The organism is Paenibacillus sp. TSA_86.1, from assembly GCF_052691815.1.
This window is the reverse complement of record NZ_JBQZGE010000002.1, coordinates 183152-197165: the sequence shown is the minus strand read 5'-3', so window position 1 is coordinate 197165 and position 14014 is coordinate 183152. Positions and strand designations below refer to the sequence as shown.

Genomic DNA, 14014 nt, shown 5'->3' with positions numbered 1-14014 from the left:
TTTAATCACATCTCATAAAGTAAAATTGTAAAAAGCACAGGTCTTCGTGACCTGCGCTTCATCCGTTATTTCTTTCGTTCTTATTTTGACGGCGGGTCATAACATGATTACACGTTAAACTTAGAGCATGGCTATATCGCCCCTTACATTCTGCGTCCGCAGGAAGAAGAATACAACGCGTACCATTCATATCGCGTCAGTTCAACCTGAGCCGCGTCGCGGCAAGCGAGAATCCGCTCCGGACGGATCGAACCGATGACTGGCTGGATCCCGGCCGGATGTTTCATTAGCCAAGCGAGTACAATGGCTTCTCTTGTGACACCACGCTCTTCGGCAATCCGACCCACCAGTTCAGCCGTTGCTTCGATCTCAGACCGCTGCCCGTCGATGATCCTTCCTGTAAATCTGCCTTGTGCGAGAGGGCCCCAGGCTTGCAGCTGTATATGCTCTGCCTGGCAGAATTCCATCGTACCGTATGGGAAAACATTATCTTTTGCCTGTACACGGTTAACAGTCACACCAGCTTCTACAAAACCAATCTTATCAAGGCTCATCTCCAGCTGATTCACAATCAATGGCAAAGGGCTGTACATCTGGAGCAAGCGGATCTGTTCAGAACCCATGTTGGACACGCCGAAATGCCTTACTTTTCCTGCCTGATGAAGTTTAGCCAGCGCTTCTCCGATCTCCTGCGGGTGGGCGAGCGGGTCAGGACGATGCAGTAGCAGAATATCCAGGTAATCCGTGCCGAGCCTGGATAAAATGCCGTCAACACTCTCTATAATATGTGCGCCTGATGTATCATAGCGCTGCGGTCCTTCATCATCGCCTACCAGCCGAATTCCGCATTTCGATTGAATAATGATCTGTTCACGAAGATCATGCCTATCAGATAGTATCCGACCAAATACATGCTCCGCTTTACCACGTGTATAGATATCTGCAAGATCATAATGAGTAATCCCGATCTCCAGTGCGGACTCTACCGCTTGACGCCCTTCGACCACCAAATCTTCTGTAATGGGTTGTCCGTCCCAATCTCCACCAAAGCGCATACACCCCAGAACAATAGGACTCGCGGGAATCTGATGATAATGCAAAGGCAACTGCCTATATAACATTCCTTCGTTCACCTCGTTTTTTTATTTTGCAAACGCATTCTTTACTTACTCTCTTGTCTTCTTGAGTCTCCCGCTATATTCCTGCATCACTCGCATTTTTATTATCGCGAAACAAGGTTTTGAACCTTCACTTATGGAATATATAGAAAGCGACATATCTTACAGCCACAGGAGAGGAGATTACACATTTGAATTCGAATGAATCTAACAAATCCAATGAGATATCAAGCACTGATTTTTTCACAGCATCATTTACGCAGAACCCTTATCCGGTATATGAGAAATTAAGAAAAGACACCCCACTCTTTAAAGTCATGTTTCCCCAAGGAGAGTTTGGCTGGATGATTACCCGGTATGAGGACGCTGTTCAGATTTTGAAAGATTCCCGTTTTAGCAAAGATATGGTTAAGCGCTATGGGTCAGACGGTCAGAGTATATTTTCCAGTAACATGCTATTCTCCGATCCACCCGATCACCGTCGTTTGCGGGGCTTGGTACAAAAGGCTTTCACACCAAAACTTGTCGAAGATATGAGAAACCATATCCAGAACATTGCGGATGATCTGCTGGACAATTTGCCTTCACAGGAAACGATGAATCTCATTGATGACTTTGCCTTCCCGCTGCCCATTATTGTCATTAGTGAAATTCTCGGAGTTCCGCTGGAGGATCGTGACAAATTCCGCATGTGGTCCAACACCTTCATTGATGCATCTACTGCCAAGAACGCAGAACTTTTAATGCAACATAAACAGGAATTTATGGACTATCTGACGGACTGGTTTGCCAAAGTGCGCAAGGAACCCGGACAAGATCTGATCAGCCAGCTTGTCATAGCCGAAGAATCCGGTGAGCAGTTAACTGAAAGAGAATTACTTAGTGTTGTCTCTTTGCTTATTATTGCTGGACATGAAACTACTGTTAATCTTATTGGCAACGGTATTCTAGCCCTGTTAGAGCATCCGGAACAACGTCATTTGTTAATTCAGCAGCCTGAGCTTATCCATCAAGCCATTGAAGAAATGCTGCGATATAACGGCCCGGTTGAATTCAGCACCTCACGCTGGGCTTCAGAGGATATCGAATTCCGCGGGCAGCAGATTGCTAAGGGTGAACTCGTGGTTGTTGCACTAGATTCAGCCAATCGGGATGAAGAGCAATTTAAAGACCCGGATGTGTTTGATATTACACGTGAGAAAAGTGCTCACCTCGCTTTTGGCAAGGGCATTCATCTCTGTCTCGGTGCGCCGCTCGCTCGTCTTGAAGGCGAGATTGCCGTAAGCACACTGTTGAATCGTTTTCCAAACATGAAATTGCAAAACGATGTCGATACCTTAGAATGGAGACCGGGTATGATCGTTCGCGGAGTCAAAGAAATTCCGGTACAGCTGAAATGAGCAATTTCTTATTTGTCGTGTTTCTGTTGATTATTCCGATTTTGTGGTCAAAGCTCAGTAAACTGCAACGTCAGGTCGATGAATTAAAAACAGAGGTGGAGCAACTTCGAAACGGGACATCCATCGAAGCGAATCGCTTCGTTCTCAATCATTCATCTTTGTCTAATGATTCTGCATCGTTCTCTTCTGTTGCAGGTGCAAGCTCTACTGCTCAGAGTGAGTTAAATAATGAGTTAGATCAGGAACTGCTTGCCATGGTGCGCAGAGGAAACAAAATTCAGGCGATAAAAAAGCTGCGTGAAGCCCGCAGCCTCTCTTTAAAAGAAGCGAAGGATTATGTTGAAGCACTGGATAAGTAGAAAAATGAGTCCGTTTTGACCATCATCTACTGTTAGAGGTAAGTGTGGTGGAGTAAAATAGCTCTTAAGCTGATTAGTCGTAAGGCAGTAAGAAGGACTGTGCGGATTATCCACATAGTCCCTCTTTTTCATGCTCTATTTTTTTAAAATGTACGGATCTACCTTCTTACTGAGCAGTAACAGCGCCATCAATCGGATATACAGCTCCGTTAATGTACGGCGCTTCGTCTCCAAGCAGGAAGGAAACCAGATTGGCGATCTCTTCCGGCTTGCCCAAACGTCCGGATGGAATGCTATTTACCGTAGCCTCGAAAACTTCCGGATTATCTTTGCCAAATTGAACAACCATCGGTGTCTCAATGGTACCCGGGGCAATCGCGTTCACGCGAATGTTTTCCTTGCCATATTCAATCGCGGCTGTACGTGTCAAACCAACAACACCGTGTTTGGTTGCTGCATACGGAGCTACTGCAGGAACACCTACAATCCCAGCGGTAGAAGCCGTATTTACAATGGAACCGCCACCCGTTTTGAGCATTTCAGTAATAACATATTTTAATCCGTAAAATACACTTCGCAAATTAATATCGATGATTTGATCAAATTGCTCGATTGTATGTTCAATTAATTTGATGCCTGGGCCGGCAATGCCCGCATTGTTGAAGAACATGTCAATCCGGCCAAACTCTTCGACCGTCTTCTTCACATAATTCTCTACCTCAGCGGCTTTACTCACATCGGCTTGAACAAAAATAGCTTTGCTTCCCAGCTGTTCAATCTGTCTCACCGTCTCAAGACCTGTCTTTTCGACCAGATCAACAACAACGATAGAAGCACCTTTCTCAGCCAATTTCAGCGCTGCCGCTTGACCTAATCCACTTCCTGCTCCCGTAATGATGGCTACTTTTCCTGCGTGACTCATGATGATCTCCTCCAAATTATGTGCCATTTGTGATTGTAGCTCTTCATTCCCCGGTTTCTTATGGATAAATTATGTAAGTCAGCAAGGCTATTACGCCTTTCTGACTTTACCTATTCTAAACAACAATTCACTTAAAGACAAACCAAATGATATTGATCCATACGATTGATACGATGTTCACCTGAACTATACGATCCGAATCTACTCCATCCCTCAATCGTACGCCTGGCGCCTGTTTCAGCTGCTCTATCGAAGCAAATTCGTTTTTGCTAGCTCAATCAATTCATCGCCACGTCCGTTGAGGACGGCTTTCATCATCCATAGAGTGAATCCTTCAGCCTGTTTAATATTTATTTTCGGTGGCAGAGATAACTCCTGACGATTCACAACAACGTCGATCAGAACCGGGCCGTTATGTTGCAAGGCGCGCTCCATAGCTCCTTCAAGCTCCGCAGGATCTTCCACACGTATGCCCTCAATGCCCATCGCCTGCGCTACCATCGCAAAGTTTGGATTCACAAGCTCCGTCCCCGATTCGAGGAATCCGGCCGCTTTCATCTCCAATTCTACGAAACTCAGGGCACCGTTATTAAACACTACCACGTTAACCGGAAGATTATGCTGTTTTAACGTGAGTAGATCCCCCATAAGCATCGCTAGACCGCCGTCTCCGGATAAGGAGATGACCTGTCGTCCGGGATCAGCAACCTGAGCCCCAATCGCCTGTGGAAGCGCATTGGCCATCGTTCCATGATTAAATGATCCCAGCAATCTTCGATTCCGGCTCATCTCAAGATAACGTGCCGCCCACACCGTTGGTGTACCCACATCACAGGTAAAGATCGCATTTTCAGCGGCAGCATCACTGATTACTTTGGTTAAGTACTGCGGATGAATTGGCTTTTTGCCTGGTTTGCCTACAGCCAGCTCGTCCAACTCTTCTCGTACTTTCGTGTAGCGCTTCACACTTTTACGCAAATGCTTGTCACTATGCTCAGCTGTCAGATATGGAAGTAATGCTTCAATGCTCGTCTTGATGTCGCCGCATACGCCATAATCCAGTTTGGTGCGCCGGCCGAGATGTGAAGTTTGAATATCCACTTGCAACACCGTTGCATCTTCCGGGTAGAACTGACGATAAGGAAAATCCGTACCAAGCATGAGCAGCACGTCACAATCCATCATGGCATGGTATCCCGAAGAATAGCCGATTAATCCCGTCAGTCCCACCGAGTAGGGGTTCTCATATTCCAGGTACTCTTTACCTCGAAGGGCAATAACCATAGGGGATTTTAAACGCTCACACAGCTCCAGCAACTGTTCACGCGCCCCTGCACAGCCTGCTCCGCACAAAAGAGTAATTTTTTTGTCTTCATTCAAATATTCTGCCAGCTTGGCAAGTTCCGGCTCCGAAGGGTGTACTACCGGATGCGGTGCATGGTACACATGCTCGGGAACGGGCAGATCAGCTGCCTCAAGTCCAGCAACGTCTCCCGGAAGCACAATGACAGACACACCAGAACGCGCTACCGCTGTTTGCATAGCCATCGTAACTGAACGTGGCATCTGCTTGGCAGTCGTAATCACTTCACAATAATGACTGCATTCCTGGAACAAATACTCCGGATGAGTTGCCTGAAAATATTCACTGCCAATCTCATCACTCGGAATATGAGCAGCAATAGCCAGAACCGGCACACGATTTCGGTGACAATCGTAGAGTCCGTTAATCAGATGCATATTCCCTGGCCCACTGCTGCCCGCGCATACTGCGATGCTTCCACTCACTTGAGCATCTGCACCCGCGGCAAAAGCCGCCACTTCTTCATGACGCACATGAATCCATTCAATTTTTCCCGACTTGCGGATGGAGTCGAGGACCGCATTCAAAGAATCTCCAACAATGCCATATATCCGGTGAATACCCGCGTTTAACAAGGCTTCAACTAGAACGTCTGCAATCGTTTTTTTCATGAGGCTTGATCACTCCTTTATTACGTTATTTTGATTAGGTTTCCATCCCATGAATATACCTATTCTTATACCCCAATTTTTTGAAAAACGAATCAGCATCATATGTCAATCCAAGTATAAGGAAACCACCCTCGTTATCATCTGATTCATAAAACAAAAATCCGTCTGCCCTCGAAGGCAAACGGATAATTCTTAAATATCAATGTACAAATTATAAATTGCATCTGCTCCAAAGAGCTTGTAATTCCTAGTGTATCTCATTCATTTGATTTAAAAACACAACTCAGATTGCAGGCATGACGTTGCCACCGCTTACAGGGATATATGCCCCAGTAATAAAAGAGGATAAGTCTGACGCCAAGAAAGCAACAGCATTCGCAATTTCCTGATCTTCTCCCCTGCGTTTCAAGGGTACGGTCCGGACGTATGCTGCATCATGTCCAGGTTCGCTGCTTCGATTCCGTTCACTGATCGTCCAGCCTGGAGCAACTTGGTTGACCGTAATCTGATATTCGCCGACTTCCTTGGCTAACACACGATACACACCATCCATGCCGCGTTTACCAGCAGTATAGGCAGATTGATGGGCAAAGTTCTGCATCGCACATTCCGTATTAATCCCGATAAAACGGCCTGATCTCATGTCCTGCATGTACGGTATAAAAGCTTTCGCAAGATATACACTCTGCATGACACAAGATTCAAACTGACTCAAGTAATCTTCAGGGGCTTGCTCCAGCACCGTCGTCCACTCGTATTGAATGACTGCATTTGCAACGACAATGTCTACTCCGCCCAGCTTGCTCTGGATTTCATCCCGGATCCGAAATGCAGTTTCCTGTTTGGTGATGTCACCTTGTACAATAACAACCCGACGACCCAGTGCTTCGATCTCGTCCTGTAGTTCTTTGGCCTTCGTCTCATTATTTATGTAATGCAAAGCCAGATTTGCGCCGCAAGCAGCAAGTGTACGAGCAATAACTCTTCCCAATTGACCGGTTGCCCCCGTGACTAATGCCGTTTTTCCTGCCAGATCCAATTGCATGGCCGAAATGGCCTCCTTTCGAGCTCTATCACAAGCAGAAAACGCTTTCGATCATGTGCATGTACTGTACATTTCATATTCATTTAAGAGTGATGATGATGCTTTCCAAGCCTCAAGCTCTACTTTTACATCATTATTCGCCACTGTGTTGCACAAGATCAATTTCCTGAAAACGGCTGACTTCCTTCTCCCAGCGTTCTGCAACATATTCGCGGTGAACGGGATGATCATTGTAAGCATCATACGCAGCCTGATCCGCAAATTCCATGGAAAAGCCATAATCAAACTCGTTCTTTGCACTCACTTGCCGCAGTACCTGAAATTGTTCGACACCTGCAATAGCCGCAAGCGCTTCCTTACTTTTTTTCAAAAAAACCTCGGCTTCCGTTGTATCTTTGCCTACATAAAGCGAGAACGTTACCATATGTGTAATTCTGCTCATCTTTATTTCCTCCTCCACTATGTTCAAACTCTGTACTCTAGTTTACAACTGATTATGTTGAAAGCGCAATATTTGGTCGATCTTCCTCCTCTAAAAAGGACGCTCAGACGCAAAAAACCCCCGGAATCATCTCCGGGGGTTTCTCCTCATCTATAAGAAAACTAGTTTTTGAGGTTGTATTTACGGTTAAACTTATCAACGCGTCCACCGATGTCCACGTTTCTTTGTTTACCAGTGAAGAACGGGTGGGATGCAGAACTAGTATCTACACGGATAACAGGGTAAGTGTTACCGTCTTCCCATTCCATTGTTTCGTTCGAGAACTTCGTGGAAGAAGCAACGAATTTGAAGTCAGCACTTGCATCGTAAAAAATAACGAGCTGTGTCTTAGGATGGATGTCAACTTTTGGCATAATCTATTTACACTCCTTTAATATGGGTACTCCCTAGAATCAAACTAAATTTTATTATACTCTTTTTTTGCGCGAAGTACCAGCAAGATTTGATGAAAAAACAAAAAAAATATAATTCATGCGATTGGGTATCTGATCCATCATTAAGCTGGCCCTTTTTCCAGTACTTGCAGCATGTACTCGAGCGCCTCCAATTCATCCCTTCCCCTGGTCTGTAATCGGACAATACTGCCGGTTCGAAGCGGAAGCAGTGCCATACCGAGCAGGCTCTTCACATCTACACGATGCTCATGATCAGACTCCGTATAAGACAATAATATATCCGACGCAAAACGTGACGCTTGAGAAGATACCGACAACAGCTCATCCCGATAAAAATCCGCGTGAATCATAAATTCATGTGTTCTCACAACCTTCAGTTCCTTTCGCTCAATTATGAACACCTATAATAGTGTGTTTTCATTTATATATTAAAATCAACATGAATTATACCATGTGCTGGCAGGTTGTCCATGCCTTTCATACGGAAAATAAAAATTTTCTGTATATTACCGAAAAAAAGCCCCGTACACATCTGTGTACAGGACTCCATCCAATTTCTTTTACATACCGTTCGGATAAACCATCACTTTCAAACTGCCACTTTTATTGTAAAGCGCCCGCTCCATAGCCTGCTGCGTCTCTTCAAGTGTATATCGATCCGTAATCAGAGACATCACATTATGCTGCCCCGAGCTCAAAAATGCGATCCCCGCAGGATATGTGTTGGCATAACGGAATATACCGTAGATATCCACTTCATTATCCGCAATAAACGGCACATTGATGGCAATCTCATCCTGCGCAGGCAATCCAACAATAGCCAGTTTGCCTCCCCTACGCAGAGAGTAGAGAGCGGATTGCAGCGCTTTGGGGTTCCCAGCAGTCTCCCATGCCGTATCCACCCCAATACCCCCGGTGATTTCCCGGATGACAGCTAGGGCATCCTCATGACGCACATTGATGGTGTGTGTTGCTCCCATCCGGCGCGCGGCCTCAAGCCGAACTTCTTCCAGATCCGTTACAATAATCGTCTGTACTCCGAAGGATTGGGCAGCTGCAACAGCCATCAGTCCGACGGGTCCCATGCCCATGATGGCCAGAGTAGTACCCGGTGCCAGCTTACTGCGGCGTGCCGCATGAATACCAACGGAGAAGGGTTCATTCATTGCTGCTTCCTCATAGGTCAGATGATCCGGGATCGGGAACACCATATCTTCTCGTATGACCATGTACTGCACAAATGCCCCGTCGACCGGAGGGGTCGCCAGGAATTGGACTTCCGGGCACAGATTGTAACGTCCTTCCTTACAGGCTGTACAGTGACCGCATGTCACACCAGGTTCAATGGCAACTCGATCTCCTGCTTTCAGCCGGGAGACATCTGTTCCTACGGCCGCAACAACACCTGCACATTCATGACCTAAAATAATCGGTTTCTCCACAATAAACCTGCCAATGCGACCATGCTCGAAATAGTGTACATCTGATCCACAAACGCCTACGGCCATCACTTTTACAAGTACTTCATTAGCTGAGGGTCTAGGGACAGGCTGTTCCTCAATGTGGATATGTCCTGGCTCTGTCATTACAGCCGCCTTCATCATCTCAGGTAGTTCGAGTTGACTCATACGCATTCTCCTCCTTGTGCTTGTCAGTGCTGTCTCTTGGTTCAAAGAAAACGTTGCGTACTTCGTACATGATCGTTATCTGTTAGATGATCGCTCATGGATCATTTTCCCAAATTAAACCAACCAATGCTATAACTTCGCGTTCAATGAAATTTAATGAAGACTAATCGATTAATAGATGGTTCTTGCCTGTTCATCCTGAATCCCGCTCTTGCGATAAAAATACGTGTTAATCATATCCCGCCATTCCTTCGCATGTTCCGCCTGTTCCTCCTGCAACGCTGCAACCTTGTTAAAGATGTCCGGATCCACCCTGCCCTCCAGCTCTCTCCAAGTTTCGGCTAATGCTTCAGCCTGTGCAACACCTTCGAAATGAGTATCGTAGATGTGCTGTATGACTGTCTTACCAGAGTGCAACACATGTGTATATGGAACATGATGGAAAAAGAGAAGTAAATCATCTGGACAAGTTTCCAATGATTCATAGCGAGCAGCATTTTCCGGATGATATTGGGAAGTATACCCTGTACCACTCTTCACTGTCCGATCAACCCCAATTCCATGACAGTCGGCAAAGTGATACGTTCCCCATTTGGAATACTCATAACCGTCTACATTAGGTCCATAATGGTGATCCGGGTTCACCATCCAGCCTACACCAAGAGGGGCTGTATAGTTTTCATAGATATCCAGCGAAGACAGTAACATGCCCGTAATCCGCTCCACAACCTGTTCATCATGTCCAAACGTTAACCTTACCCACTCATCTGCAATGGTTTCTGCCGAAAGTTCAGGATTCCACCCGAGTCTGCCGTATCCATATAGATTGGCTTGGGCCAGCGGATGTCCCGTCCAACTTGCATCAGCACCGATATTAGACACAGCGGCAAATCCACTGTATGGACGCTGATAGAGCGAACCGTCTGCGATATGTTTGATCTCTGAGCCTTTACCTTTGGCGTATGTGTCAAAATCCAGAATTTCTTTCCACTGAGGCACAAGGTAAGCCAGATGACGCTGCTGCCCCGTATATTCCTGTGTAATCTGGAATTCGATGACTTGGTTTGTATTCTCCATTGCTCCGAATAAAGGAGACACCGCTTCCCTTACCTGAAAATCCATAGGTCCATTTTTGATCTGCAAAATGACATTGTCCGCAAACCGCCCGTCCAGCGGTTTAAAATGATCGTACGCCGCGCGTGCCCGATCTGTGGAACGATCCCGCCAGTCCTGCTTGCAGTCGTATACAAAGCAGCGCCAGATGACAAGTCCGCCGAATGGTCGGAGGGCTTCAGCCAGCATATTTGCACCATCCGCATGGTCACGGTTATACGTGAACGGCCCCGGACGATTTTCAGAATCGGCCTTGATCACATATCCGCCAAAATCCGGAATTGCAGCGTATACCTTCGCCGTTTGTAGATTCCACCACTCCCGTACCTGTTGATCCAGAGGATCAGCCGTCTGTAGACCACCAACTTCGATTGGACTGGCATAATTGGCACAAAGGAATAAACGAACACCGTATGCTCTGAATTCAGCGGCTACCTTGGCAACATCGCCCAGATAGCGTTCTGTTAGAAACAAGCTCTCTTGTTTATGCACATTCACATTATTAATCGATATCGCATTAATACCCGTTGAAGCGAGTAATCGAGCATAGTCTCGAATTCGTCCTAAATCTTGAGTAAACTCACCGTTCTCGTAAAAAATAGAACGCCCGGCATATCCCCGCTCAATACTGCCGTCCACATTATCCCACTGATTAATCATGCGTAGTTGATTCACGGGCTGCTCTGTAATCAAAATCTGCTGCTCTCCGCCAGTCGAATCTGCCTGATCCGTCCCTCTTTGCTTCAGCGTCAGTTCCCGAAGCAAATGAAAGACAGCATACAGGACACCTTGCGGCGTCTCTGAACCAATAACCAGTTCACGAAGAGATTCATCTTCACGAATAATAAAACCTTCACCCTGTACAGTAGCACGTTCCGTCTCAGTAAAAGTACCAGTCACCAGACTGTTGCCAGCCCAAGTACCCAACCGGATGGAAGGTTTACGTTGTTCGTCTCTTTCAGTACTCTGGGTCTGAGAGTGGCTAATAACGGGTTGTTCTCCATATAACATGCTAAGCCCTTGCGTAAGCTCAGCAAGTGCTGTGTCGATGACTTGATGCTGTTCCTGTACATCAATCAGCCGGCTCCAGAGAGGAGCTGCCGTTTTTGCATCCCCATTTGCCCCTGGCAATGCTGCATGATAACCTAACCATGCTTCATACTGTGGGCCGGATAGTCCAGATTGAACGGTAGTTTGACTCATTGTACAGCCTCCTTGCTTGCATAGATCTGTGCAAGACGATTATTTTTGCCTTCAAGCAGCCACAGAATTGAAGTTACACCACGTGGATAATATTTACTGCCTACTGCAACGCCGGATAAGATCTGGTCACTCCAGCACCAGTAGGATTCCTCCGGATGAAGTAGCCAGTTCACATGAGCAGCATCTGCCGTTTTCCCTGTCTCATCCCACTCAACTCCCAAAATTTCACGGGTGATAAATTGAGACAGGTAGATTTTACTCAACCAGGAGTTGTTACTTGTTGAAGACAGCTTCCAGCCCCCATCTTCAAACAGACATGTTCCAGGAACAAGCACCGTTTTCAGATGTGTGTGCAGTGCCTTGATATAAGGTCCGAACCGGCCGTTAACGTCCAGTGCAGTTTCACAGCCCGTAAAATACGGGAATACCAGGCCTTCGATGGCCGGAATGATTCGTGAATCGTTATTCTCCGCGATAACTGCCGGGATGTAACCTCCATCTGTCAATTGCGCAGCAATGCTTGCCGCGCAACGATCGGCTTGTTTTCCTGCCTGATGGGACAGGTCTGCGAGCTTCTCGGTTGCAAAACATTTCTCAAGCGCAACATAGACAGCCCAACACTTCCCAGCAAGATAGATGTTGTTCCGTGACTGTCCAAGAGATACGTCCAGACTATCATAGGTTGTAATCTCTGCCCCGCCTTGTGTCCGGCTGCTATCCAGCCCCATCAAGCCGTTACGTTGATCTTCTTCGGGATGATCGCGGTGGAGCATGCTCTGGAAACATTCCTGAATTACAGGCAACATCTCTTTGATAAACTCCTTATCCTTCGTCTGCTCTATATACACCGTTGCACAGCAGAGCCAGTTCACCAGTTCTTCATGGCTCATCTGCGAGAAGCAGTCATCAATGCCGACGAGTTCATATGCCGAGTGACCTGGGCGAGAAAATACATTGGCAATACCAATATCATGGGTGAATGTGATACCGCCTGGATATAACTTTTCTTCCCCTGGAAAACGAACCTCATCCGTATAGCTATAACGTTTCACGAACCACTCCAGCTCATTACGCACAGTCCACGGGTTAAGCGCAAGCTCGAAGTACAGCTGGTCTGCGGTCAGATCCAGCGTGTTCATCATCCGATATTCCCCTTCATTCACAATCCAGAGCGGCTCCCCATCCGCATCGAGCAATTGCGTACTGGCATAGTAGCTGTGGATGGAATGGGCAAGCATAAAGGACTGATCTTCGCTCAGCGCCGCTGTTCCAAGACGCCGATCCACTTCGGCACAAGATGCAGTTAGTGCATCAAAACGATTCAGCGCATACTCTCCCGCTTGCAGAATGTCAGCAAAATAACGTGTGTACCAATATGCTGTATCCATTCCGGTAGTTACAATGCCGCCGCGATAGAAACAAACTGCGAATTGGAACGTACGTTTCTCACCTGCCGGTACTTCCATCAGCAACACAGCGGTTGATCCTAAACCAAATGCCAGATTGTCCCGATGTTTTTCCTCTAAAATTTTCTCCAGCGTGAATCCGCGTGCAGGCCACAGACCTTCATTTTTGGACACAATGGCCGTCAAACGACCTTGACCGACCCCTGTTAATGAGCCACCTTCTGGTCCGCCAATCAAACGCATCGCAGAATACGGATCACTGCCTTGATAGCCGAAGTAACCTTTACGTGTCTTATCGCCTTGACTATTGTCAATCGTCATTTCTACCAATACGGCTGGCACAAGGGCATCCATCAACGCTTCACGGTCTGCACTCTCTGGATGTGGAACCGGACGTACAGGCGAATAGATACGGAATTCCAGATCCCCTGCGTTCCACGTATCTGTGCCTGAGGTAAACTCCCGAGTGATGTCTTCGTCCCGGAACGCCGAGATCAGGGGCTGCATACCTGCACTATCAGCTTGCTTCCCGTTCTCCAGCTTCTCTACATCATAACGGCTGCTCTCATCTTCACTTGCTTCATAAAATGGCAACGCCTGATAGTGCTCTCCATCACGAGCCTGTAATCCAATATATACGTTCTGGTCGGCTGGCTTGCCAAGTTCAAGACCCAGTCCACCTTTAGCCCCTTTGTAACCTAGCGTGAAACTGGCAAATGCACCGATTGGCGAGTGATGCGCGTTGTAAAAAATGGATTGGGATGAACTCATCCTTCATAACCCCTCTCGGAATAAGATATGCACGCGTTTTCATTAGCCCCATCCTACCATGCACCGCTCGTCCAGACCATGAACAAATCAATCGGATATTTACCCAAATCAAGCTGATGTATGATAAAATATAAAGCGGTTACACTTTTTAAATTTTAAGTAAATCATTCTGCATATG

General features: G+C 46.7%; 12 protein-coding genes. 2 read left to right on the top strand and 10 right to left on the bottom strand.

Annotated elements, in window-relative coordinates; genetic code table 11:
- Positions 1–143: 143 nt before the first annotated feature.
- Positions 144–1121 (bottom strand): aldo/keto reductase, encoded by a 978-nt coding sequence (locus tag ACUTVW_RS07075; protein WP_445645148.1) that lies wholly within the window; start codon positions 1119–1121, stop codon positions 144–146.
- Between the two features lie 188 nt (positions 1122–1309).
- On the opposite strand from ACUTVW_RS07075, the gene ACUTVW_RS07070 reads away from it, so the two are divergent.
- Positions 1310–2518 carry a cytochrome P450 family protein gene (locus ACUTVW_RS07070; protein ID WP_445645147.1) on the top strand — a complete coding sequence of 403 codons (1209 nt, stop codon included), beginning with the start codon at positions 1310–1312 and terminating at the stop codon, positions 2516–2518.
- Positions 2515–2877 carry a ribosomal protein L7/L12 gene (locus ACUTVW_RS07065; RefSeq protein ID WP_445645146.1) on the top strand — a complete coding sequence of 121 codons (363 nt, stop codon included), beginning with the start codon at positions 2515–2517 and terminating at the stop codon, positions 2875–2877. Before ACUTVW_RS07070 ends, ACUTVW_RS07065 begins: the two co-directional genes overlap by 4 nt.
- Positions 2878–3043: 166 nt before the next feature.
- Here the strand turns inward: ACUTVW_RS07065 and ACUTVW_RS07060 are convergent, their stop codons facing one another.
- The 9 genes from ACUTVW_RS07060 to ACUTVW_RS07020 form a co-directional block, all read right to left on the bottom strand.
- Positions 3044–3799, bottom strand: coding sequence for an SDR family NAD(P)-dependent oxidoreductase (locus tag ACUTVW_RS07060; protein WP_445645145.1), 756 nt, complete (start codon positions 3797–3799; stop codon positions 3044–3046).
- A gap of 246 nt (positions 3800–4045) precedes the next feature.
- Positions 4046–5773: a ubiquinone-dependent pyruvate dehydrogenase gene (gene poxB / locus ACUTVW_RS07055; RefSeq protein WP_445645144.1), complete on the bottom strand. Its 1728-nt coding sequence runs from the start codon at positions 5771–5773 to the stop codon at positions 4046–4048.
- Positions 5774–6056: 283 nt separating this feature from the next.
- Entirely contained in the window at positions 6057–6818 is a 762-nt protein-coding gene (locus ACUTVW_RS07050; protein WP_445645143.1) for an SDR family NAD(P)-dependent oxidoreductase, read from the bottom strand.
- A 133-nt stretch (positions 6819–6951) separates the two neighbouring features.
- A complete protein-coding gene (locus ACUTVW_RS07045) occupies positions 6952–7260 on the bottom strand; it encodes a Dabb family protein (RefSeq protein ID WP_445645142.1) in 309 nt (102 codons plus the stop codon).
- A gap of 161 nt (positions 7261–7421) precedes the next feature.
- Positions 7422–7673 (bottom strand): type B 50S ribosomal protein L31, encoded by a 252-nt coding sequence (locus ACUTVW_RS07040; RefSeq protein WP_434750955.1) that lies wholly within the window; start codon positions 7671–7673, stop codon positions 7422–7424.
- Between the two features lie 143 nt (positions 7674–7816).
- Positions 7817–8083 carry an HPr family phosphocarrier protein gene (locus tag ACUTVW_RS07035; RefSeq protein WP_445645141.1) on the bottom strand — a complete coding sequence of 89 codons (267 nt, stop codon included), beginning with the start codon at positions 8081–8083 and terminating at the stop codon, positions 7817–7819.
- A 192-nt stretch (positions 8084–8275) separates the two neighbouring features.
- Positions 8276–9349, bottom strand: a complete 1074-nt coding sequence (locus ACUTVW_RS07030) for an NAD(P)-dependent alcohol dehydrogenase (RefSeq protein ID WP_445645140.1) — start codon at positions 9347–9349, stop codon at positions 8276–8278.
- A 165-nt stretch (positions 9350–9514) separates the two neighbouring features.
- Complete coding sequence (locus ACUTVW_RS07025; RefSeq protein ID WP_445645139.1) at positions 9515–11659, bottom strand: alpha-glucuronidase family glycosyl hydrolase; 2145 nt, start codon at positions 11657–11659, stop codon at positions 9515–9517.
- The gene (locus ACUTVW_RS07020) at positions 11656–13836 is read right to left on the bottom strand and encodes a glycoside hydrolase family 52 protein (protein ID WP_445645138.1); all 2181 of its coding nucleotides are present in this window, start codon (positions 13834–13836) and stop codon (positions 11656–11658) included. The genes ACUTVW_RS07025 and ACUTVW_RS07020 overlap by 4 nt, the downstream gene beginning before the upstream one ends.
- Positions 13837–14014: the final 178 nt, after the last annotated feature.